This is a genomic window from Crocosphaera sp. XPORK-15E (assembly GCF_034931425.1).
In the GTDB taxonomy this organism is placed as follows: Bacteria; Cyanobacteriota; Cyanobacteriia; order Cyanobacteriales; family Microcystaceae; genus UHCC-0190.
In genome coordinates, this window is record NZ_JAYGHQ010000011.1 from 193,292 (window position 1) to 217,711 (window position 24,420).

A 24,420-nucleotide genomic window follows, 5' to 3' on the forward strand; every position below is an offset into this window, starting at 1 on the left:
ACTTAGGGTTTTAGTTTAATATTGTAGGGATACTGAGATCTTGCACCATGATTTGAAAATCACAAAACCCCGATTTTTAAAGACTGAAACCCCATTGACTTTGTTACTATTTGGTAAAAAATCGGGGTTTTCAAACTAGGTGCAATATCTCAGGATAAACAGTTTCTCAGATTCAGGATAGTTAAAATGTGAAAATGATCAAGTCAATTAAGTTTCCTTTCCTTTCTCTTGGTATTGTTCTACTGACTTATAGTACCTTTGGCTGGTATGTTGGTTCTTCTATAACCATCTGGACTCATGAATTAGTTGAACAAGGAAAAACCTGGGGATGGTTTCTTCAAGATCAGACGGTTTTTCTCGTGCTTCACATATTCGCAATTGGTGTTGTGTTGTTAATTACATCTAGTTTAATGGCACCAGTTGCTTTGGTGACAGTTTTATTTGGCAGTGGGTTTAAGTCTGATAGTAGAGCCATCTTTGCGGTTTTGTTTTGGTCATTTGCTATTGTCTTTATGCTGCGTTGGCTCACAGATTTTGCGAGATTTTTGATATTGTTGTGTGCTGCTATTTTAGGTAAATTAGAATTAGAAAAACAAAACTATCCAGAATGGCAAGTTTTGTCATTATTAGGGGTTATTTGTTTAGGAGGATTTGCTTTAGGTTTATTCAGTTATTATGGGTTACATGGAGACTATTTTAATTTGTATTCGTGGTTTTTGCTGCTTGGCGAAGGGCGCGAGTCTGTTCTAAAATATCCTCAACATTTTCTTGAGATAGACTTTCAACATAATTGACTTTAATCTCCTCTAATAAGTCATTTAAGAGGGATTCAATTTGATCAATACTGTGTTCTTCTTGGAGTTCAGTTCCCATTGATTTACTGAATTTTTCAATCAATTTTTTGAGCAGTTGGTCAAATTCAGGATCTTCTACTAAGAGTCCTTGAAGTCCTACAGATAAGCCCTGATACAGTTGAGAGACTAATCTTTCTGTTAGTTGATTTTGTATTGTTTTGAGTCCAGGAATATTTGCTAATTCTTTATAATTTGGGGTTTGGTTTAGGGCTTTTTCTACATTATACTGTAAAAAAGCTTCTGCTTCAGTCCTAATTTCTGGCAGCACTTTTTCAATCACTACATGGGACATTAATTTCACTAATTCAGAAGTTTCATTAACATCATTAAGATCAATATATTGATGGGTATTTTGCTGCATCAGTACATCCCTGACAATGCCTTCTTCAATAGAAGATTGAACTTGGTTAACGACTTGAAGAATAACGACTTCTGTAATATCTTGGGCAATACTTGCTACAAAACCCTGACTTGCTTGTTTTTGAATTGCTTTGAGATCGATTAATTTTGCTTGATTTAAACGAATAATTAAGGGAATAATTCTTAAGATACGAAATAGGGGAATTAAGAGGAGAATATCATACCAACGCCATAACATTGCATCGAACCAACTAACACCAGTATGACGACGACTAATATACCAAGTACGGGCTAAAAATTCGGATAAAAAGATTAAAAAGAAAGGAAAATCTATTAAGCCAAAATTATCAATTGGTTGCCCATTTTCTCCCACAGGACGAAAATAATTTGTCTCTATTAAAGGGCGAATTCTTTCATCAAAAAAGTTCAATTCTTCTCGCCAACCATTTTTACGGAAGTTTTCTGCACTCCAAAACTGCTCAAAAGCTTCTGTTGCTGAACTTTCTTCCGTCTCAAAAATGTGTTGACGCATTTTATTTTTTATCCGTTCTAAAGTTCCCGTTTTATTCGCTATCTGAAAAGGATTTTGGTTAATCATGTCTCTACTTCTCAGTCGCAAATCAGCCAATATTTTCTCAATTTCTTCTGTTATTTTTTGTCTTTCATCTGGTGTTTTATTAGAAAAAACTTGCTGATTAACTGCTTCATTAAGATTGTCGATTCTTTGTAAATATTGAGCCGTGTCTCGATGAGGTTCAATTCCTTTAATTACATCATATTTGGTGATAATTTCCGAAAAAATAGGCGGTAAAATTCTTAAGGGTTTTGGGGGAATATTTCGCTCAAATGTACCTAGTTTTATAAATATTTGTACCCTCCCCTGTAACCAAAAATCTCGCAAGGGAATATAAGTTAAATCAAAAATAACTAGAGTATAATTAGCAAGGACAATTAACGCCATGATTTGTTCAAACCAAAGACGGGGACGGAAAAACTTTTTTTTTGAACGGGAGGAAATTTTAGTTAAGGTCATGGATCAGGATTTTTAGGATGATAAGATTAACAGGATTGGTTGGTTAGTGGGATGAGAGATGATAAGATTAACAGGATTAGTTGGTTGGTGGGATGAGAGATGATAAGATTAACAGGATTAGCTGGTTGGTGGGATGAGAGATGATAAGATTAGCAGGATTGGTTGGTTAGTGGGATGAGAGATGATAAGATTAGAGATGATAGAATAAGAGAAATAAGTTAATTAAAAGATATTCCCTTAATAAATAACTTAACAGTTTATGATGAATTTAACAACCCAACAATCTTATAATTATAAAGTCGGCGGTAGTCTCGCTTTTGATCATCCAACTTATGTGGAACGTCAAGCAGATCAAGACCTATTCACTGCCTTAAAAGTGGGTAAATTTTGCTATGTTTTTAATTGTCGTCAGATGGGAAAATCTAGCTTGAGGGTGCGAGCAATGCACCAGTTACAAGACTTGGGAATGAGTTGCGCTTCGGTTGATATTACCAGTTTAGGCAGCGATTTGACTCAAAAACAATGGTACAGTGGCATTATTACTCAATTATTTTTAGGCTTTAATTTAGTTGGGAAAGTTAACTTAAAAGTATGGTTGCGGGAGCGAGAAGATTTACCAGGAGTACAAAAATTTAGTCAATTTTTAGAAGAAGTTTTATTGGTTCATTGTTTAGGAGAAAAGGTTTATATTTTTATTGATGAAATTGATAAAGTTCTCAGCTTAAATTTTTCTTTGGATGATTTTTTTACTTTAATTCGCTTTTTTTATAATCAAAGAGCAGAAAATCCTAAATTTGAACGATTAGTCTTTTCTTTATTTGGAGTAGCTACTCCCTCTGACTTAATTCAAGATAAAACCCAAACCCCTTTTAATATCGGACAACCCATCGAATTAACAGGATTTACCCCAGAAGAAATTGAACCTCTTGCTCCAGGTTTAACCCCTATTACTGAGCGTCCCCTAGCAGTATTAAAAGCTGTTGTAAATTGGACAGGAGGACAGCCATTTTTAACTCAAAAATTATGCACTTTACTGTTAAATGATTCTGCTATTATTCCCCCAGGAGAAGAAGCAAACTGGGTCGAAAAATTAGTCAAATCATCCGTTATTAAAAACTGGGAATCCCAAGATGAACCAGTTCACCTCAAAACCATTCGAGACAGACTATTTAGAAATGAAAAACGGGCGGGAAGACTGTTGGGAATGTATCAACAAATTTTACAACAAGGGTTCTTAGAAACTGATGAAAGTCCAGAACAAACAGAATTAAGATTATCAGGATTAGTGGTCAAACGCAATGGCAATTTAGTGGTTTATAATGCCATTTATCAAAACGTTTTTAATCAAAAATGGGTAAGTAAAGAACTAGAAAAAATTCGCCCCTACTCAGAAATGTTTACTGCTTGGCTCAATTCTAATTATGAAGATGATTCCCGTTTATTGCGGGGACAAGCTCTTAAAGATGCCCTCGGTTGGGCTATGGATAAAAGTTTGAGTAATCTTGATTATAAATACTTAACAGAAAGCCAAAATTTAGATAAACGAGAAGCCGAATTTAATCTTGCTGCCCAAACACAAGCCAATGAAATATTAACCCAAGCTAACCAAAAAGCCCAACGGATGATCCGCCTCGGAATAGGCATATTAGCCGTTTCTTTGGTGGGTGCGACTATTGCCTTCACTCAAGCAAGATCAGCCTTTGAGAAGCAAAAAGAAGCGCAAATGGGGACACAATTAGAACAGACTGGGGATAGTGCTTGGCGACAATTTGAATTTGAACAACTGGAAGGGTTAGTCTCTGCCATGCAAGCGGGTCAAAAATTGAAAACCTTGGTGGAAGATCGGCGACTTTTAGGTGATTATCCCGCTACTAGCCCCATTTTAGCCCTAGAGCAAATTCTCGATCGCATTCAAGAGAAAAATAAACTTATCGGCCATCAAGATGCTGTCAATAGCGTCAATTTTAGCCCTGATGGTCGTTGGATAGCCACTGCTTCTAGTGATGGTACTGTACGTCTTTGGGACAGTCAAGGACGACAAAAAGCCCTATTAACGGGTCATGAAGGCAATATTTATGGGGTTGTCTTTAGTCCTGATAGTCAACATATCGCTACCGCGGCTCAAGATGATACCGCTAGATTGTGGGACTTGAATGGGAAACAATTAGCCATTCTCAAAGGTCATACTGCCTCGGTTTATAGTGTTACCTTTAGTCGAGATGGTCAAAGTATTGCTACCACCTCACGGGACGAAACTGCCAGAATTTGGGACTTACAAGGACGACAATTAGCTGTATTGAAAGGGCATAAAAAATCTGTGGATGATGTTGCTTTTAGTCCTGATGGTCAATTTGTGGCTACTGCATCACGGGATGGTACAGCCAAATTATGGAATATTCAAGGAACATTGCTCAAAAGCTTACAACAGGACGCAATTCCTTTTTATAGCATCAATTTTAGTCCTGATGGTCAACGCATTGCTGTGGGGGCGAAGGATGGCACGATTAGAATTTGGGATAAACAGGGAAATTTACGCTCAACCTTGGAAGGTCATCAAGAATTGGTCAATAGTGTCGTTTTTAGTCGGGATGGTAAGTTGATAGTCAGTGGATCAAGTGATGGCACTGCAAGACTCTGGAATACTCAAGGGCAAGAAGTGGCTATATTAAGGGGACATCAAGATCCTGTCTATGATGTGGCTATTAATGCGACAGGAACCCGTTTGGCCACTGCTTCTAGTGATGGAACTGTTAAACTATGGAAACTCACCAGGGGCCATGAGCAAGGCTTTGATACTTTAAATAATTATCTTACCAGTGCGGATTTTTCTAAGAATGGTAAATTAGTGGCGATCGCTGATGAAAGTGGTATGGTTTATCTCTGGAATTTAGAAGGAAAAAAATTAAAAGAATTTGAGGCTCATGGTAGTGGAGTTAATACCATTAGTATTAGTCCTGATGGTCAAACAATTGCTACTTCTGCTAGTAATGGAAGCGTTAGATTATGGGATTTACAAGGTAAATTATTAGGGGAATTAAATGACAATACAGTTAGGGTTTATAGTATTAGTTTTAGTCCTGATGGTCAAAAATTAGCGATCGCTAATCGCTCAGGAGGAGTTTGGTTATGGAATATTCAGAAAAAACCTTATCAATTAATTAAGCATTTTACGGCTCATGATGATAGCATTTATCAGATAATATTTAGTCCTGATGGTCAAAATATAGCTACAGGATCAGCCGATGATACTGCTAAATTATGGGATTTACAAGGCAATCTTTTACAAACTTTTACAGGACATCAAGATCGGATCAATTCCTTAAGCTTTAGTCCTGACGGCCAGTATTTATTAACAGCATCTGAGGATAGTACCGCTAAATTATGGAACTTAAAAGGGGAACTATTAAACACCCTGAAAAGTGATTTATTTCCGATCTCCCGTGTCACATTTAGTCCCAGTGGTGATTATTTTATTACGGCTTCACGGGATGGTACAGTAAGATTGTGGGATCAACAAGGCAACCTTCATACTAAGATGAAAGGACATCAAGAATCTGTGGAAAGTTTACAATTTCGTCCTGATAATCAACAAATACTTACTATCGCTAGAGATGGCATGGTAAAAGTGTGGCCCGTTGAAGAAGAATTTGCCCGCTTAAACTCGCTTTTAGCTCAAGGATGTCATTGGTTACAAGATTATTTAGTTACCCGTCCCCAAGAGCAAGAAAAACTTTCTAGTTGTTTTAATCAGATATCTAAAACCTCCCCGTAACCGCATATTAATATTTAATTTTGTTACAAAATATGAGCAAATTAAACATCAAACCTATAATTGGTCGTATAGGTAATTCCTGAATTACCCCCACAAGAAACACAATTTTAAAATTTCTTAAATCTCAAAAAAATTCCCAAAATTTCAACTTCAATGATCCAAAAGGGAAACTTTTATGATATACTATGTCATAATGGGAAATATTGCCCTTTATTAATAAGTGTCAATATTCCGATTATGAAGCATTAATTTTAATTTTCTCACAAACCCCCTCAAAAAGCAACTACTTTTTAAAAAAATTAGACAGCGATCGCTAAATTGTGATAGTCCTTAAAAGTAAAACAAATGATCTAAAAAACTGTTTTTAGTCAAAGCAAGCCTGTGACCTTGCATTGTAATGATATCATAGGAGGCTTAAAAGGCGCAACCTCGTAGAGCAATTTTTCCTAATTTTTCTGGTGGGAGGTAAATTGAGCCATTTTGAGAGACATTAGAAATTTAAAAGGAATTGAGCTATATCATTATCAAAAATTATAACTCGTCCTTGTCGGGGTCAACGGCCGCTATATATAGCGTTTCTTGGACTCATGAGGCTTCGTCGTGAGCTTCATGAGTATGAGAATTGCTATATCAAGACAAAGCTTTAAGTAAGGCTTGAAACTTCAGTTGAATTTCTGCTAATTCTTTATCAGGTTCAGATCCTTCCACAATACCAGCCCCCGCATATAATCTAGCGTGATTACCTGAAATTAAAGCAGAACGAATCCCCACAATAAATTCACTATTTCCCTGATAATCTATCCATCCTAAAGGTGCAGCATAAAGGCCTCTTTCAAAGGTTTCATACCGTTGAATTTCCTCACAAGTTATCTCAGTAGGAAATCCTGAAACGGCTGGAGTAGGATGAAGTTTAGCCACTATTTCTAAAGGATGAATATGGGGAGATAATTGAGTATAAATTGGTGTCCAAAGATGTTGAATATTAGATAATTTTAATAATTTTAACGGAGAAATTTGTGGCGTTAATCCCAAGGCAAATAAACGGTGAGTAATACAGTCAATAACGACTTGATGTTCTCGTCTTTCCTTTTCACTTTTTAGCAAATTCTGTCCTAAATAATCATCATTTTTTTTGTTTTTACCTCTAGGAGAAGATCCCGCTAAAGCATCAGTGACTAACTGTTGATTTTGAATACTAATTAACCGTTCAGGACTCGCCCCAATAAAGCAATTTCCTTGACCATTATTAAGAGCAAAAACATAACAATCAGGATAAGAAATCCGTAAATTATTTAAGCAATTAATTAAAGAGAAATCCGTCGGAGATTTTAAATCTAAAGCATGAGCAAGAACTAATTTATGAAAATGATTAGCTTTAATTGAGTTTAAAGCAGAGGCCACAGAAGCTTTAAAATTCTGGGCCATTTTATACTTAGTCTGAGGATGAATTGAAGGACTTAAATTAAATAAATATTCACTGGAAGTATTGACTTTAGAAATAATTTTAGTTTGGGTCTGAATTTTTTTGATAATTTCCTGAATATTTGTTTGTTTATCTATCAAAATATTTAAAGTTAAAACACAGCGATTATTTCGCTTGATTAGCTGTATTTTCGGCAAAAATACAGCAGCAGAGGGAAAAGGGCAACTTGAGTTATTATTTTTAACAAAAAAGGTAAACCCACAAAAAAAGTGAGGAGATGATTCTTCTAAATTTTGTTCACCAATTCTAAGAATTTTTTGCCAACAATCTTTAATAAATGCCTGAGACTGAGTAAATCTATCAGAATTATTTAAAGATAAATATTGTGTAGTACCATAGCCAAGAATTGCTTCTTTTCTACCTCTATTTTCCCAGTAAAAAGAAAGCTCATTGGGTTGAACAAGGCTTAGGTTTTGTTGTTTCTCTGTCAAAAAAGACAAAACCGACAAGGGATCAACAGACTCAATGATTTGAGAAAAACTGACAATTACCGATTTATTTTGTCCTTCTAAAGATGATTGACTAGCTTTGAGTAATTGATCAAGCTTATGTTCGTTGTACCCGACATTAGCACGATTAGGAATGACTGGTGCGGTAACAGACATCGTAAAGTTATTTATAGTTTGTTCCACCTTAGTCTGATATTGATGGTATATCGAAGAAAGGTATTCAAGTCAGGTTCTCGCCTTTTGAGCATCATATCATCTATTTCCGCCCCTTGTGGAGACGGAGGTTATAATTGGTTGATCCAAATCTTGAGAGAGTTTTATTCTAAGGTAGCTTGTTTATGACTACAACCCCCCTTGTTCCCCCCTCAAACCCCCCATCAAAGGGGAAATTATGGTTTGCTGCCATTAAACCCCCAATGTACAGTGTCGCCATTATACCGATTACTGTGGGTACAGCAACGGCTTTCTGGGAAACTCAGCACTTTAATGGTAGGATTTTTGGCACCTTTTTACTGTCAGCGATTTTAATTATTGCTTGGTTAAATATCAGTAATGATGTTTTTGATTCAGAAACGGGTATCGATAAAAATAAGGCTCATTCAATTGTTAATTTAACAGGCAATAAATCCTTAATGTTTTGGTTGGCTAATTTCTTTTTAGCTTTCGGAATTTTAGGTATTTTCTTAATTGCTTGGTGGCAACAAGATGCAACGGTATTAGGGATTATTTTACTCTGTTGTGCCTTGGGTTATAGCTATCAAGGGCCTCCCTTTCGTCTAGGATATCAGGGTTTGGGAGAAATTATTTGCTTTTTTACCTTTGGCCCTATGGCGATCGCAGCAGCTTATTATTCTCAAACTCAAGGGTTTTCTTTATCTAGTTTAATTCCTGGGACAATCATTGGAATTAGTACCTCGATCATTTTATTTTGTTCTCATTTTCATCAAGTGGAAGATGATCTGGCCGCTGGTAAAAAGTCTCCTCTCGTTCGTTTAGGCACAAAATTAGGCTTTCAGGTGTTAACAGGTGCGACGCTTTCAATCTTCGTTTTAACCATCATTTTTGCTTGGTTAGGGACGATTTCTGGCTGGACTTTGCTCATATTTCTCAGTCTTCCCATTGCCTATCAATTAGTTAATCATGTTAGACAATATCACGATCAACCTGATCAAGTTCGTAATTGTAAGTTTATTGCAGTTAATCTTCATTTTTTGAGTGGTATCTTATTGGCGTTAGGATTAGTTTTACCTAGATTTTTATAACAATAGGATTAATGGGGTAAGTTGAGAAAGTTCGGGAATAGTAGCTTAATTGCTCCCGTCCCCAATGCCAAAATAAATCCAACCGCAACCGAAGGATTAATAAACTCCTGACTGTCTAATCGTTTATTAATTCCTTTGACCTCTGTGCCAAGAGCTTTGATGTCTCCCGTTAATTTTTTCCCCAATCTAACTTGTCCTACTTTCAAGTCATTTACGTCTTTTTGAAGGGTGTCAAATTTAGCCTCAAATTTCTCATCAATCTTGTCTAACTTACTGTTGATCTCTTTCAAAATTTCCTCTAACGAGTAAGTTACGGTGATGGGGGTCTGACTCATAGTTTAAATTCCTTGCTATTAGGTTTGATTTTGTTGATGTCCCCTAAGTTAGCCCTAGGGGACTGCTTTTATTGTATTCTTGCGGTGGGTAGTTAATCCTACTTTATCTAAGGTAAGGGTTTATAATAATCATTTTCATGCACGGAACCGATCGCAGTGTGATCCTGATTAATACAGTCGGGTTTTTGTGCATAATTACATACCCTTGCCCATAAACGGGCGCGAGTCCCTACGGGGCCAGCAGAGAAGATGACTTTATCCCCTCCCTCAATCTTGACACCACACACCGGACAAATTTGTACATTAGGATCAATCATAGGTAATTATTACTATTGTTATTGATAGTTTGACACAGGATACAGCTATCAGGTAAGGAAAACAGTTGTTTTTGTTACAAGATAGTTTATCTGTTTTAATAGATTTTTTTCTACGTAAAGTTGTGAAATCATCGTGTTTAGTCTATGATAAGAGGGAGAACCAAAATCAAACCCACTCTAGGGCTGAATAGAAGACAGTTTCAGGATTACCCTAGAATACAGCAGAGGGCATGACCATTGATACAAGCAACTCTACATCAATTAAAAGTTTTTGAAGCGACAGCGCGTCATGGCAGTTTTACCCGTGCTGCTGAAGAGTTATTCATTACTCAACCGACGGTATCGAGTCAAATTAAACAACTTACCAAATCCATTGGTTTACCTTTATTTGAGCAAATTGGTAAACGTCTTTATCTCACCGAAGCGGGCCAGGAATTATTGGGAACTTGTCAGGGAATTTTTGAGAAATTAGATAATTTCGAGATGAAAGTTGCTGATTTAAAGGGAACTAAACAAGGACAACTGCGTTTAGGAGTGATTACCACTGCTAAATATTTTATTCCCAGAATTTTAGGTTCTTTTTGTCAACAATATCCAGGCATTGAAGTATCCCTACAAGTAACGAATCATCAACAAATTCAGCGACGAATGCTAGAAAATCAGGATGATCTTTATATTGTCAGTAATCCCCCCCAAGAACTGGATTTGTGTACTCAACCCTTTTTAGATAATCCTTTAGTGGTGATTGCTCTTAAAACTCATTTCCTTGCTGGCCAGAGGCACATTCCTATTAGCAGTTTAGAGGGAGAACCCTTTATCATGCGAGAACAGGGATCAGGAACTAGACAAGCAGTACAAAGCCTTTTGGCCAAACATCGGGTATCCGTTCATGTCAGACTCGAATTAGGCAGTAATGAAGCAATTAAACAGGCGATCGCGGGAGGACTAGGAATTTCTGTCCTCTCCCAGCATACCCTAATTTCTGAGGGAATAGATAGTGAATTAACGGTTTTAGATATAGAACATTTCCCCATTCAACGTCGTTGGTATGTGGCCTATTTAGGGGGAAAACAACTTTCAGTAATTACTAAAGCTTTCTTAAATTATTTGCTCGAAGAAAGTCCCAAGTTTTCTGTTCCCAATCTTCGTCCTTTATCTAAAAGTTTAGTGAATAATTAATTAACATTTAATCTTTCGGAGTGGAATAGTTTATAGTTTTTCTATTCCGCTCTGTAACTATTTTAAGACGTTTGAGTGAAAATAGTATTTTTTTCTTAAACAGTTGTTAAACAGGATATGTTAAAAATTTTATGGATAACCTGATTGTTATCTCTACAATCAAACTATATTTTCTTTCAAAAAGGAGTATTTGGTGTGACAAATATTGCTCCTCGGATTTCCTTAGAATCCCGTAGCGAACTCAGAGATTTGGTCTGTTCTCAACTTCAGCTATTTCTAGAACAAAAAAATTATGAAGGAGTTAAAAACCTTTTAATTCCGGTTCAGGCAGTTGATATTGCTGAGGCGATTGAAGGATTACCAGGCACTTTACAGGTAATTGCTTTTCGCCTTCTCCCAAAACAGGTAGCTGTTGAAGTTTATGAATACTTTTATCATAACATACAACAGTCATTAATTCAAGAATTTCAAGCGCAAGAAGCGATTGATCTTGTCAATCAAATGTCTCCCGATGAACGAGTCAAATTATTTGATGAATTACCGCCCCAATTGGTACGAAAGTTAATTAATAATTTAACACCAGAGGAACGAGAAGCAACAGCCCTACTTTTAGGATACCGAGGGGATAGCGCAGGGCGTATCATGACTCCTGAATATATTGCCCTAAAGGAACACTTAACAGCTAGACAAGCGCAGGAAAAAATCAGAAGTTTAGCACAGAAATCAGAGGTTAATTATTATCTTTATATCACTGATCAAAATAAACATTTAATGGGTCTGATTTCTCTAAAAGATTTGATTATTTCTGACCCTGAAAAGCCCTTGGAACAAATTATGAAACGGGAGGTAATTTGTGCTGATACAGATACGGATCAAGAAGAAGTTGCTAAGTTGATTCAACGCTATGATTTATTAGCATTACCCATTATTGATAAGGATAAAAATTTATTAGGGGTTGTCACCATTGATGACGTAATTGATGTAATTGAGGAGGAAGCAACGGAAGATATTTATAAAATGGGTGGCTTAGAATCCACAGGATACAATTATTTTGAAGCCAGTTTCTTTCATGTTTTCAAACAAAGAATGCCTTGGTTATTGTTATTATTACTTACCAATTCAGCAACGGTAATGATTTTGAGTAACTATGAAGCCATATTAGATGAAGTAGTTGCTTTAGCATTTTTTACACCTTTATTAATTGGTGCAGGGGGAAATGTTGGGGCCCAATCTTCAACGGTTGTTATTCGAGGATTGAGTACCGAAGCGTTAAAAGATAAGAAACCCCTAGAAATTATTCTCCGTGAATTAGTTAGTGGCGGATTGCTCGGACTTATTCTAGGCGTATTAGTTATTATCGGAATTTTTCTTTTTTTGGGACATCAAGAAGTTAGTTTGATTGTGGGAATTAGTTTGCTTTGTATCACGATAATTGCAGCAACTACTGGTGCTGCTTTGCCCTATTTATTTAATAAATTAGGGTTTGATCCAGCTTTTATGTCTGCCCCTCTAATTACAACAGTGGTTGACATTTTAGGGATTTTAATTTATCTGAATATTGCCAGATTAATCTTGGGAATTTAAACCGTTATATTATCTATTAAGGATATAGATTTACAATGAATACAGCAACTAGCAATCTGAAAATTGGCCCTCGTAATCTTGGTGATGTTATTAGTCAACAGTTACAATTATTTCTTGAACAGAAAAATTATGAGGCAGCAAAAACCTTATTATTACCTGTTGCTCCTGTGGATATTGCTGAGGCGATCAATCAGTTACCAAAATCTTTACAACTGCTCGCTTTTCGTCTTCTTAATAAACCCGTTGCTATCGAAGTTTATGAATATTTTAATTCTCCCCTTCAACAATTGCTTTTAACCGAATTTCAAGAGGAAGAAGCGGCAGAGATTATCAATAATATTGCTCCTGATGAGCGGGTTAAGCTTTTTGATGAATTACCTCCAATTATTGTCAAACAATTAATTAAAAAATTATCACTAAAAGAAAGAAAAGTTACCTCTCTTTTATTAGGATATTCCCCGGAGACAGCGGGACGTATTATGACTCCAGAATATATGGAGTTATCAGAAAATTTAACTGTTGAAGAAGCACAGGCTAAAATTCGTGAATTAGCGCAAGATTCTGAAGTATTTTATTATGGCTATATTACGGATCAATTTGGTCGCTTATTAGGAATTATTTCTTTGAAAGATTTAATTTTAGCTACCCCTGAGCAACCTCTCAATGAGATTATGAAACAAGATATTATTTATGCTTATACAGATACGGATCAAGAAAAAGCTGCTAATTTAATGCAACGCTATAATTTATTAGCTTTGCCTATTTTAGATCGGGGAGAAACCTTATTAGGCGTTGTCACTATCGATGATATTATTGATATTATCGAAACTGAGACAACGGAAGATGTCTATAAAATGGCAGCCGTAGAAGCTGAAGGAAATGATTATTTTGAGATTTCCCTATTAAATGTTATTAAAAAACGAATTCCTTGGCTTTTAATTTTATTAGTAACTAATTCAGTTACCGTCTTGATTATGAGTCGTTACGAAGCAGTTTTAGATGCGGTTGTCGCCTTAGCCTTTTTTACCCCATTACTCATCGATACTGGGGGAAATATTGGGGCCCAATCTTCAACGGTTGTTATTCGAGGATTCAGTACCCATGAGTTAAAAAATAAGAAACCTCCCCTCGTAGTTTGGCGAGAATTAATTACAGGAGGAATGCTAGGAGTTGTCCTTGGTATTTTAGCCATTGTTTTAGTTTTTATTCTCTTAGGAACAGCTAAAATTGGAATAACAGTCGGTATTAGTTTATTGGTCATTAGTATAATAGCAGCGGCAACAGGTGCCGCTTTACCATTTGTATTTAAGGCTTTAGGATTTGATCCAGCATTAATATCTGGCCCTTTTATCACCACAATTGTTGATATTGTGGGAATTTTAATTTACTTAAATACGGCCAAGTTGTTGTTGCCAATATGATTAATTAATCAATCCGAGAAAAGAGCATTTCTCCTTGTACTGCTAATTCTCCATCGACTTTACCTTCTCCCTGCATTTTAGCAATTCTATTCCTTTTAAGTGCTAATAATTCTACAGTCATAATCAATTGATCTCCAGGCACAACGGGACGACGAAACCTGACTTTATCAATACCAGCAAAGGCAAAAAATACTCCTTTCATGCCTGGTAATAAGGTTAAAATAACTCCGCCGACTTGAGCCATAGATTCTACAATTAACACCCCTGGCATAATAGGAAGACTAGGGATATGGCCAGGAAAAAAAGGCTCATTAATGGTCACATTTTTGATGCCTACAGCTTTTTTACCGGGTTCATAATCAATAATACGATCAACTAAAGCAAAGGGGTAACGATGGGGTAATAATTCTTGAATTTCTTGAACTGTAAAGGTTGTTTGAATTTTAGGGGTTTCTGTGGTGTTTTCGGCATCATTAACAATATCCCTATCGGTAACACTAGACATGGTGATTCGTAATTCATCAATAAAAATAATCCTTTATCATTGTTTCACATTAGAGGGGGTTTCTTGATCATTTGATTAATAAATTTGTCAACGGTTTTAGGAGAGACTAAGGTATTAGCACATAAAATTCCTGACGCGGCTACTGCGGGGACTCCAATCCCAGGTAAGGTACTATCCCCCACCCGATATAATCCTTCAATGGGGGTGTGACAACTGGGAAACAGCCCTTTTCCTGCGGCGATCGCCGGGCCATAAGTTCCCTGATGACGACGTAAAAAACGAGCATGGGTTAGAGGGGTTCCAATTAATTCTAAAACCACTCGTTGACGAATATCGGGAATGACTTTTTCAATTGCTTTATAAAGTGATTGCGATCGCTGTTTTTTCTTGACTTCATAATCATCATTTTTTTCCCATCCTTGGTAGGGTTCTAAAGTATAAGCATGAATAACATAATGACCATCAGGGGCTAAATTTTTATCCCAAACGGAGGGAATAGAAATCATGCAGGTATTACCAGGAACACTAATATCTTGGTTACTATCATGAACTATCACATGATGTCCTGTTAAATTTTCTAACCCAGATGCTTTTATTCCTAGATGAAGGTGCATAAAACTTTCTACAGTAGGAGTTTTTAATTCTTTTTCTCTATAATTTTTAGGTAAATCTTCTGGGGCTAAAAGATGATTATAAGTATCCCAAACTGTGGCATTAGAAATGACGGTTGGGGCCTCTATTACATCACCTTTTCGTAATTTTATTCCTGTTACTTTACCCGATTTAACAATTATTTTATCCACATGATGACTTAAATATAATTCGCCTCCCCATTGCTTAAATCCTTTGATCAAAGCATTAACAATGGCTTCGCTTCCTCCCAGGGGATATTCTACCCCAGCGCGGGTTCTTTCTCCCAACATAAACGCGACTTCAGGGGCAACAGTTCCCTGTGCTTTTAAGCCTGATAACAAAAAACATTCGAGATCAATTAAGCGACGTACCCAAGGATCTTTAACCGTCTTATCCATCACATCACCAACGGAACCCTGAATAATTCCTACTTGAAATAATGTTTTTACTAAGGCAGGAAAATAGTGAGAAATTAAAACAGGAATTAATTTTAAATCTGAGCGTAATGTAATAGTAGGAATATCCTTTAAACAGTCATAAAGTCCTAACATTATCGACTCAAAATGTTCTAATTCTTTGGCCCCTTGCGGCGTAATTTTAGCGACAGCTTGACGATATTTATCTAAATCACTGAAAACAGGAAACTCCCCTTCTGGAAAATGATAATGTCCTAAAGGATCATAGGAAACAACCTCTAAAGACTCCCCAATTATATCTAAGACTTGTTTGAGGGGATTAAGACTAGAACTATCTTTCCCTAACCCACAATAAAAAGAAGGGCCAGAATCAAACTTAAACCCTTGACGTACAAAGCTATGAGCAGCACCACCCGCTATGGAATGACTCTCAAAAATAGCGACTTTTTTGCCATATCTCGCTAATAAAGCTCCGGCAGTTAATCCACCAATGCCACTACCAATAATAATAATATCAAAACTCATAAAGATTAGGGTATCTAGGGCTAAAATAAAAATTTTGTAGAGACGTAAAAGCTTACGTCTCTATTTTTCATGGCTTATATTTATCTTTAATTAATGCTCGATATAACCCATAAATAATAATCCCTGCAATACCAAGTACAATCACAGAAGTCACTAATTTTAAAATACTATTTAGGATAGATAAACCAACAATTACCCCGACAATCGTAACACCAACTTTTGTGGGGGTTGCTAATCCTTGATACCAAGTAGCGGCACGGGTAAATATGCCCTCGGCCTCTTCGTTGGGGTTAAAAGGACGGACAGGGCTGGTTTCTGCGTTGATTTCTGCTTCGAGATCTTTAAGTCTTTTTTCCCAGTCGGGACTGTTGCGATCGCTCATCTAATTTTCATCCTCAGTCAGTGCTTATCCTTAACCTATGGTAACGAATGATGGCATCAGTGAACAGTTATCAGTGATCCGTCAATCATTTATTGGGGGAGATTACATAATTTTTACTGATTATATAAATAAATTTGTTTTGAATTTATAATGATTGCTAAAAATGCTCAATTTACCTTCCGAGAGGCAAAATGGTGAAAAATATGTCTACGAGTTTGCGCCTTTTGAGGTACTTATGGTAACATTAGAATGCAAAGTCACAGGCTTGCTTTAACCAAAAATACTTTTTAGATCATTTGTTTTACTTTGCGAGTTAAAATTACAGTTGCGATCGCCAATAATTATTCTTAATAAATCTTCAAAAAAGTAGCCTAATATTTAGTAATAATAATAATTGTAAACAAAAATCAAAAAGTAATAAACATTAAGCCCTCAACTGACTAACAATTAAATGGGAAAGCGTTTTAACTGCATAATTGCTTCTTTTGCTGTTGTTCTTAAATTTCCGGCAACCCCTGGCATTTGGGGAATTTGCCACAATAAATCAATAGTTCGTCGTAATAAACGCACTAAGTCCCCTTCATCTAAACTGGTATTTTCACATAATACTTGCCAGTCAGTGCCTAAAGCCCACTGTTCTATTAATCCCATTAATTCTAACTCTAACCACACAGGAATAGTAATGTGATAACGTCGTTGAGTTTGATTCAATAAACGACGCATTTCTCCAATACTAACCCCATCTTCAGGAGACTCCCGAAACAAGCTTAAAACATCTGGAGAGGGCAAATAATTTGTCCAGGTATCGGGGCGCAAATTTTCTGTAATAATGGCACTGACAGCAGCAGCTAATTGATGGGGTTCCAGATGATTTAAAATACCTGACATAAACACCAATCCTAACCATAATTCATTTTCCCCCCGCATGGTAGCAGCCGCTTCCCCTAGAGGGGTTGGAGTATAATCATCTAAGGCCCCAAACTCCCGTAATATTTCGATCAAATTGAGAAATTCTTCCCAATAATAAGATTGACGAGATTGTAATTTTTGAAGCTTAATTTGACTCAGGTTAAGTTGTTCCTGTAAACCCAACCGTCGATGATGTAATTTCAGTAAACGATTGCCATTTTTTCCCTGTCCCAAGGGATGTTGGTCTAATAATTGTTGTATCTGATCTAAACGGTTTTGTTGTTCAATCACTTCTTGGGGTGTAACTCTTGCAAACGCGCGATCGCTCATTTGTTGACAAATTTCTCCCCAACTCTTATCCCCTTTCGCCCCTTTCCCCAAGGACACATTTTTAAGCTCTGGTAAGGTTAAATTATCAAGAAAAGAGAGGGGTAAAGAGTCCCCATTTACATCCACAATTTCCCCCCGTTTTACCACATACCAATAATTATCCGCACCTAAACAGAGTAAATCATGAATTTTGCCCGAACCGGGAACCATAGCCACAACGGCGGCTAATTGGGGGTTAGCAATTTTTAAGCGTTTGCCTTTTAAATAAACTAAATCTCCGAGGTTTAATTGAGGTAATTGACTAGAAATTTCTTGTTTACGTCTTTCCTCGGCTTGTTCTTCTAAAATCTTGAGGAGTCTTTGTTCTTCTTTGAAACGGCCTTTTAATTTTTCATACCCTAACAATTCACTTTCGGTGATGCCCCCTAATTGAAGATCTAGTTTGGCTAATTCTTCGGTTAAAGAGGCGATCCCCTCTTGTTCGGGTTCCAGTTTTAACTGGGCCAAATATTCAGCAAAACTCTTTTCTAATAGGTTTTTGGCTTCCGTTAGGGTATGTTTTTGCAGAAGATTTAAGACCATGCCATAGGAAGGAGTAAAACAGCTTTTCAGGGGTTCTGAATGGGCTGTGGCTAAATAAGCCGCTTCTGTAGCCCCTTCAAAGGGGGTTTGGATAGTGACGACATAGCCAACTTCATCCATGCCCCGTCGTCCGGCCCGGCCTGCAATTTGCAAAAATTCTGAGGGGGATAACATACTGTGGCCGGTGTCTATCCGTTTAGACAGGGCAGAGATCACGGTAGTTCTGGCGGGCATATTAATACCTGCTGAGAGGGTAGCGGTGGCAAAAACAACCTTAACTAACCCTGCTTCAAATAATTGTTCCACTAATTCTTTCCACACGGGTAAAATGCCCGCATGATGGGCGGCAATTCCTCGGCTTAAAGGTTCGAGTTGTTCCCCTCTCACTAACTTACAACTACTGGCCAAAAGATGGAATAAATGGGTTTTACTTTCTTCATTTGCGGCTAAATAGGGAAAAATGACAGCATCAGGGGCCGGGTTGGCGAAAAATTCCAATAGGGGTTGGTATAAGGAGGGATTTTCTGTTTGAACGGCTTTCAGGAGAATTTCTTGTAATTCTGTATTGTTGCCTAAGAAGAAGGTTAATAGGTTGTATTGAATGGCATGGGCTTCTTCTGGGGAAACTAAAACAATGCCACTGAGTTTCTCGACAGCCGTATCACAGCCTCGACGACTGAAAATTACATAAATGGCCGGTAAGATGTCCCGTTCATATAATTGTTCGAGAACTTTGAAGGTATTGGGGCAATCTTCCCGTTTGACTCGGTTGCGTTTGTTGCGAGAGCTTTTGGGTTTGATGCGGGGGTTAATGGCTGTTTGTTGCCCATTGAGTAAAGGATGGAGTCCGGTTTTATTACTAAAATAGAAGCGCAGGGGAATGGGCCGAAAATCTGAGTTAATTAGTTCACATAAACTAACGGATGTGGTGGCCGGATCAATGTTTGGCGCAGTTTTTCGCACTTGGTTAATCCAGTCAGTCAATTCTTCTGGGTTGCCAATGGTGGCAGAAAGGGCCACTAATTGGATGGTGGGGGGACAATAAATGATTGATTCTTCCCAAACCGTACCCCGTCCGCGATCGCTGATATAATGACATTCATCTAAAATAACCGTAGCCACGTTTTCTAGGGAGGTTCCCACTTCGCCAATGGGGGTTTCATAGAGCATATTACGGAAAATTTCCGTGGTCATGATGACAATGGAGGCATTGGCATTGATCACCATATCTCCTGTAATTAAGCCCACAATATCATTATCGATGCCGTTTTCTGTGGTGGCAAATTGTTCTTGAAAGTCCCGAAATTTCTGATTAGAGAGGGCTTTGAGGGGTGTGGTGTAAAAAACCCGTTTACCTAATTGTAATGCCCGATAGATGGCATATTCCCCAATGACTGTTTTTCCTGAGCCAGTGGGGGCGCAAACCACGACAGAGTTTCCTTTCCCTAGGGCGGCGATCGCCTGTTCTTGGAATTTATCGAGTTCAAAGGGAAAGAGATCTTTAATATTTAGTTGCGGCGATGTTAATGGTTGATTCACTCGAAATCACAATATTGTCTACGATAAGGTTAAAACCCTATCTCTATTGTATTCGATGGTTGATGTTTTCCGAGAAGATCTAGCAGGCTTATTTTTGTTGTGACAGGAAGCTCCTAGTCAAAGGCCACCAGAGAAAAGGCAATAGGCACCAATACATTTTACCCAGGATCTAGATCCGGAACAGCCAATGATTACGCCCAATTGCTGACCAATTCTCCTAAACTATGCCATAACTACCCTGATTTTTCCGGCAAAACAATTGCAAACGGCTTAATTTTGGGTTATAATTTTGATATGAATAAACTGACAAAATTTTGATTTTCTGTGAGCTTTTAAAAAAGCTTTACCTCCATTCCCTATTGACATAAGTGAAATTTGCTCAAAGGGTGAGAACTTTACCCACTGCACAAAATAACAAAACAAATAGCAATTAAATATGATTACTTCCCAGAAAGTTGATACGGTTCGCCATTACCTTCAAGCAATCGGAAAAACTCCTTTACTCAGTGCTGAAGAAGAAATCCAACTGTCTGAACAAATTCAAGCAATGTTGCCTTTATTAGAAAAAGATATCTTGACTCCAACGGAGAAAAAGATAGTTGAACAAGGACAAAATGCTAGAGAAAAAATGGTTGAAGCTAACCTTCGTTTAGTGGTATCTATTGCCAAAAAATATCTGCATAGAGGCTTATCTTTACTAGATTTGATCCAAGAAGGAAGTTTAGGGTTAATTAAAGGGGTAGAAAGATTTGACCCCACTCGTGGCTACAAATTTTCGACCTATGCTTATTGGTGGGTACGACAAGGAATTACCAGGGCGATCGCTGAACAAAGTCGCACCATTCGCTTGCCTATTCATATCAATGAAAGCCTTAATAAATACAAAAAAAATCTCCGGGAATTGAGCCTAAAATTAGGCAGAAAACCGACTCAAGAAGAAATCGCTGCCACCATGGATATTTCCGTAGAAAAACTTCAGTTTATTCAACAAGCTGCCTTTAGAACAAACTCCCGTAGCTTAAATTTAGTAATTGATGAAAATCAAACAGAATTAGAACAATTACTCCCTGATGAAGAATCTTTATCTCCGATTGAGTTTGTCGGAGAGCAAGAAAAATCATCTCAAATCGAGCAATTATTAGAAATGCTTTCCCCCAAACAAAGGGAAGTTATCGCCTTACGTTTTGGGTTGCTTGATGGTAAACCTCTGAGCTATAAAGCCATTGGAGAACAATGTGGAATTAGTCATGAAAGGGCCCGTCAAATATACGCTCGTGCTATCAGAATTCTTCGACAAAATAATGCTATGCTAGGTGATATTATTGGATGATATTAGGAACAAAAATAACTTATGGTTGCTTAAGGAAAATGAATAGTTATAATTGAATATAGCAATTATAAGGAAATTTTTTTAACATGGTTCTTTATTTTTTCCCTAATTATTTGTTATGATTTCGCTTCCTTTCGCCGCTCAAAACTTAACCGAAAAAACCTCTCTTGATTTAGCCAACCAGATTAAAGTTGAGGCGATCTTAACACCCTTATTACCTCAACCCATTCTTACTACATACGCTTGTCAGGGAATGGGAAATCCTCCCCTATTACTATTACATGGTTTCGACAGTTCTTTATTAGAATTTCGTCGTCTTTTTCCTTTATTATCCCAACATCATGAAACTTGGGCCATTGACTTATTAGGATTTGGGTTTACCCAAAGAATGCCTGATTTATTATTGAGTCCTCAAGAAATAAAAACCCATCTTTACTATACTTGGAAAACTTTAATTAAACAACCCATTATTTTAGTGGGGGCTTCTATGGGAGGTGCTACCGCCATTGATTTTACTTTAAACTATCCTGAGCTTGTGAAAAAATTAGTATTAATTGATAGTGCAGGGTTAGCTTCACCCCCGAAAATTGGAAAATTTATGTTTCCTCCGTTAGATTATTTATCTACTGCTTTTTTAAGCAATTCTAAGGTAAGACAAAAGATTAGTCAAACCGCTTATTATGATAAAAGTTTTGCTAGTAAAGATGCTCAACTTTGTGCATCTTTACATCTTAATTGTGAGAGATGGAGTCAGGGCTTAATTGCCTTTACAAAAAGTGGCGGTTATGGTTCATTTAAGCATGATTTAGCAAAGATAGAACAATCTACCTTAATTTTATGGGGAGAAAATGATAAGATTTTAGGGACAAAAGATGCCAATGAGTTTAAAAAGTTAATTCCCAATAGTCGATTAACCTGGCTCCCAAAATGTGGTCATGTTCCCCATTTAGAAAAACCAGAATTAACGGCACAAGCCATTCTTGAGATCTCAGAAATTCAATAATTTAAAATTATACCCTGAAGGGTTAAGCTATACAAACAAAGCCTGGCGATCCAGGCTTTAATTAAGCTGTGTAGACAGCCTTTGCTCCTATAGCATCAGGCTTTAGGTTGTATGTATACAGTTGCTGATTTTAATTAGAATTCTTAGGATATAAAGGTTGTTGATCGAGGGAACCTAAACGGTTAAATGGCCAAAACCGAACAAAGGCTTTACCGATAATTTTATCCTTGGGAACGAAACCCCAATAGTGAGAATCATAACTATTATTACGATTATCTCCTAAGACTAAATACTGTCCAGGGGGAACCGTAACCGGGCCATAATTATACTCAGGATCTTCAGCAATGTATTTTTCTGCTATTCTTTGGTCATTGACATAAACATGACCACTTTTCACCTCAATGCTTTCTCCTGGCAACCCAATAATCCGTTTAATAAACGCATCATGAAAATCCTGGGCTTCCAGTGCTTTTGTGGGGTTAAAAACCACCACATCTCCCCGCACGGGTTCTTTGAAATGATAGCTCAATTTTTCAATAATCAAGCGATCATTAATTTCTAAGGTCGGTTCCATGGAAGATGAAGGAATGTAACGTGCTTCCGCGACAAAAGTCCGAATTCCCAAGGCGAGAATAACCGCAGTAACAACGGTTTTCGTCAGTTCAACCCAGGGGTTTTCTTGGGGGGGATTAGGGTTTTTATTGTTATCTTGTTTCAAGCTTCGAGTCATAGTATTGGGTATAGTGGGAGGTAGGCGAATCAATAAATCGAAAAGTTAAGGTAACGAATATTTGATTCTTAGTTTAACGAAACCCTGGTCAATGGGAAGATTAAAGTATTCATAAATTTATTTTAGGGGGACTCATCCTCAAATGACACCACTTCTTATTCGTCACGCTCGTATTCTCTTACCAGATGGTGAATTTCTCCTAGGAGATGTTCTCGTGAGAGAGGGTAAGATCATCGAGGTTGCCTCAGAGATTTCCGAAACAAACCTTAATACCATCATAGACGCTAGAGGGCTGACTTTGTTACCTGGGGTGATTGATCCACAAGTACATTTTCGGGAACCTGGATTAGAACACAAAGAAGACCTGTTTACGGCGAGTTGTGCTTGTGCTAGGGGAGGAGTAACTTCTTTCCTGGAAATGCCTAATACGCTCCCTTTAACCACGACTCAAGCCATATTGGATGATAAGTTACACTTAGCGGCACAAAAATGCTTGGTAAATTATGGTTTTTTTATCGGTGCAACCCCTGATAATTTGCCTGACTTATTAACTGCTAATCCTACCTGTGGCATTAAAATTTTTATGGGGTCTGCCCATGGGGCCTTATTAGTGAGTCGAGAACAGGAATTAGAGCCAATTTTTGCCAAAGGAAGCCGTTTAATTGCGGTTCATGCGGAAGATCAAGCAAGAATTATACAACGTCGTCAGGAATTTGCTGGTATTACTGACCCCGCTATTCATTCTCAAATTCAGGATGAAACTGCTGCTCTTAATGCCACAAAATTAGCTTTAAAATTGTCGAAAAAGTATCAACGACGCTTACATATTTTACACCTTTCCACCGGGATAGAAGCGGAATTTTTGCGGCAAGATAAACCTAGTTGGGTGACAACAGAAGTGACTCCCCAACATCTGTTATTAAATACAGATGCTTATGGAAAAATTGGCACTTTGGCCCAGATGAACCCACCTTTAAGATCTCCTGAAAACAATCAAGTTTTGTGGCAAGCTTTATTAGATGGGGTCATTGATTTTATTGCCACAGATCATGCACCTCATACCTTAGAAGAAAAGGCTAAAGGTTATCCTAATACGCCTTCGGGAATGCCTGGGGTGGAGACATCTTTACCTTTAATGTTAACCCAAGCAATGACGGGAAAATGTACGGTTGCTCAAGTATCTCATTGGATGTCTACTGCACCAGCAAAGGCGTATAAAATTCCCAACAAAGGCTTAATTAAATCTGGTTATGATGCAGATTTAATATTAGTTGATTTGGACAATTATCATCCTGTTTTACGGGAAGAATTACAAACAAAATGCGGTTGGAGTCCTTTTGAGGGTTGGAGTTTAACCGGATGGCCAGTTATTACGATTGTGGGGGGAAATGTGGTTTATGAACGAGGTAAATTAAATACAGAAGTTAGGGGGGAAGCATTACAATTTGAACAGTAAAAAATATTAAGTTTTAGGGGCAATTCATGAA

18 protein-coding genes are annotated in these 24,420 nt (G+C 37.3%); 9 read left to right on the top strand and 9 right to left on the bottom strand.

What is annotated here, in order from left to right; genetic code table 11:
- Positions 1-194: 194 nt before the first annotated feature.
- Positions 195-794 (top strand): hypothetical protein, encoded by a 600-nt coding sequence (locus VB691_RS14140; RefSeq protein ID WP_323292208.1) that lies wholly within the window; start codon positions 195-197, stop codon positions 792-794.
- On the opposite strand, the gene VB691_RS14145 is transcribed toward VB691_RS14140, so the two are convergent.
- Positions 697-2,247 carry a hypothetical protein gene (locus tag VB691_RS14145; protein WP_323292140.1) on the bottom strand — a complete coding sequence of 517 codons (1,551 nt, stop codon included), beginning with the start codon at positions 2,245-2,247 and terminating at the stop codon, positions 697-699. The two genes, VB691_RS14140 and VB691_RS14145, sit on opposite strands and share 98 nt — an antisense overlap.
- 262 nt (positions 2,248-2,509) lie before the next feature.
- On the opposite strand from VB691_RS14145, the gene VB691_RS14150 reads away from it, so the two are divergent.
- Positions 2,510-6,019 carry an eIF2A-related protein gene (locus tag VB691_RS14150; protein WP_323292209.1) on the top strand — a complete coding sequence of 1,170 codons (3,510 nt, stop codon included), beginning with the start codon at positions 2,510-2,512 and terminating at the stop codon, positions 6,017-6,019.
- Between the two features lie 630 nt (positions 6,020-6,649).
- Here VB691_RS14150 and VB691_RS14155 read toward each other — a convergent pair.
- Entirely contained in the window at positions 6,650-8,107 is a 1,458-nt protein-coding gene (locus VB691_RS14155; RefSeq protein WP_323292210.1) for an isochorismate synthase, read from the bottom strand.
- 182 nt (positions 8,108-8,289) lie between these two features.
- Between VB691_RS14155 and menA the strand changes: the two genes are divergently transcribed.
- Positions 8,290-9,213, top strand: a complete 924-nt coding sequence (gene menA / locus VB691_RS14160) for a 2-carboxy-1,4-naphthoquinone phytyltransferase (protein ID WP_323292141.1) — start codon at positions 8,290-8,292, stop codon at positions 9,211-9,213.
- 8 nt (positions 9,214-9,221) lie between these two features.
- On the opposite strand, the gene VB691_RS14165 is transcribed toward menA, so the two are convergent.
- Together VB691_RS14165 and VB691_RS14170 are read right to left on the bottom strand one after the other, a co-directional pair.
- Positions 9,222-9,548 carry a hypothetical protein gene (locus VB691_RS14165; protein WP_323292142.1) on the bottom strand — a complete coding sequence of 109 codons (327 nt, stop codon included), beginning with the start codon at positions 9,546-9,548 and terminating at the stop codon, positions 9,222-9,224.
- 107 nt (positions 9,549-9,655) lie between these two features.
- On the bottom strand, positions 9,656-9,865 hold the full coding sequence (locus VB691_RS14170) for a hypothetical protein (RefSeq protein ID WP_323292143.1): 210 nt from the start codon (positions 9,863-9,865) through the stop codon (positions 9,656-9,658).
- Positions 9,866-10,102: 237 nt separating this feature from the next.
- On the opposite strand from VB691_RS14170, the gene VB691_RS14175 reads away from it, so the two are divergent.
- The 3 genes from VB691_RS14175 (at position 10,103) to mgtE (VB691_RS14185) (ending at position 14,049) form a co-directional block, all read left to right on the top strand.
- Complete coding sequence (locus VB691_RS14175) at positions 10,103-11,044, top strand: LysR family transcriptional regulator (RefSeq protein ID WP_323292144.1); 942 nt, start codon at positions 10,103-10,105, stop codon at positions 11,042-11,044.
- A gap of 195 nt (positions 11,045-11,239) precedes the next feature.
- On the top strand, positions 11,240-12,628 hold the full coding sequence (gene mgtE / locus VB691_RS14180; protein ID WP_323292145.1) for a magnesium transporter: 1,389 nt from the start codon (positions 11,240-11,242) through the stop codon (positions 12,626-12,628).
- A 35-nt stretch (positions 12,629-12,663) separates the two neighbouring features.
- The gene (gene mgtE, locus VB691_RS14185) at positions 12,664-14,049 is read left to right on the top strand and encodes a magnesium transporter (protein WP_323292146.1); all 1,386 of its coding nucleotides are present in this window, start codon (positions 12,664-12,666) and stop codon (positions 14,047-14,049) included.
- 4 nt (positions 14,050-14,053) lie between these two features.
- Here mgtE (VB691_RS14185) and fabZ read toward each other — a convergent pair whose 3' ends face one another.
- The 4 genes from fabZ to VB691_RS14205 all read right to left on the bottom strand — a co-directional run bounded on the left by fabZ (position 14,054) and on the right by VB691_RS14205 (position 19,870).
- Positions 14,054-14,554 (bottom strand): 3-hydroxyacyl-ACP dehydratase FabZ, encoded by a 501-nt coding sequence (fabZ, locus tag VB691_RS14190; protein ID WP_323292147.1) that lies wholly within the window; start codon positions 14,552-14,554, stop codon positions 14,054-14,056.
- 44 nt (positions 14,555-14,598) lie between these two features.
- Positions 14,599-16,128, bottom strand: coding sequence for an NAD(P)/FAD-dependent oxidoreductase (locus tag VB691_RS14195; protein WP_323292148.1), 1,530 nt, complete (start codon positions 16,126-16,128; stop codon positions 14,599-14,601).
- 67 nt (positions 16,129-16,195) lie between these two features.
- A complete protein-coding gene (locus VB691_RS14200; RefSeq protein WP_323292149.1) occupies positions 16,196-16,510 on the bottom strand; it encodes a hypothetical protein in 315 nt (104 codons plus the stop codon).
- Between the two features lie 447 nt (positions 16,511-16,957).
- The gene (locus VB691_RS14205; protein ID WP_323292150.1) at positions 16,958-19,870 is read right to left on the bottom strand and encodes a DEAD/DEAH box helicase; all 2,913 of its coding nucleotides are present in this window, start codon (positions 19,868-19,870) and stop codon (positions 16,958-16,960) included.
- Between the two features lie 436 nt (positions 19,871-20,306).
- On the opposite strand from VB691_RS14205, the gene VB691_RS14210 reads away from it, so the two are divergent.
- Complete coding sequence (locus VB691_RS14210; protein WP_323292151.1) at positions 20,307-21,200, top strand: sigma-70 family RNA polymerase sigma factor; 894 nt, start codon at positions 20,307-20,309, stop codon at positions 21,198-21,200.
- 118 nt (positions 21,201-21,318) lie between these two features.
- The gene (locus tag VB691_RS14215; RefSeq protein ID WP_323292152.1) at positions 21,319-22,203 is read left to right on the top strand and encodes an alpha/beta hydrolase; all 885 of its coding nucleotides are present in this window, start codon (positions 21,319-21,321) and stop codon (positions 22,201-22,203) included.
- A gap of 130 nt (positions 22,204-22,333) precedes the next feature.
- Here VB691_RS14215 and lepB read toward each other — a convergent pair whose 3' ends face one another.
- Complete coding sequence (gene lepB / locus VB691_RS14220; protein ID WP_323292153.1) at positions 22,334-22,933, bottom strand: signal peptidase I; 600 nt, start codon at positions 22,931-22,933, stop codon at positions 22,334-22,336.
- Positions 22,934-23,075: 142 nt separating this feature from the next.
- Here lepB and VB691_RS14225 point away from each other — a divergent pair, with 142 nt between their 5' ends.
- Positions 23,076-24,389 carry a dihydroorotase gene (locus VB691_RS14225; RefSeq protein WP_323292154.1) on the top strand — a complete coding sequence of 438 codons (1,314 nt, stop codon included), beginning with the start codon at positions 23,076-23,078 and terminating at the stop codon, positions 24,387-24,389.
- Positions 24,390-24,420: the final 31 nt, after the last annotated feature.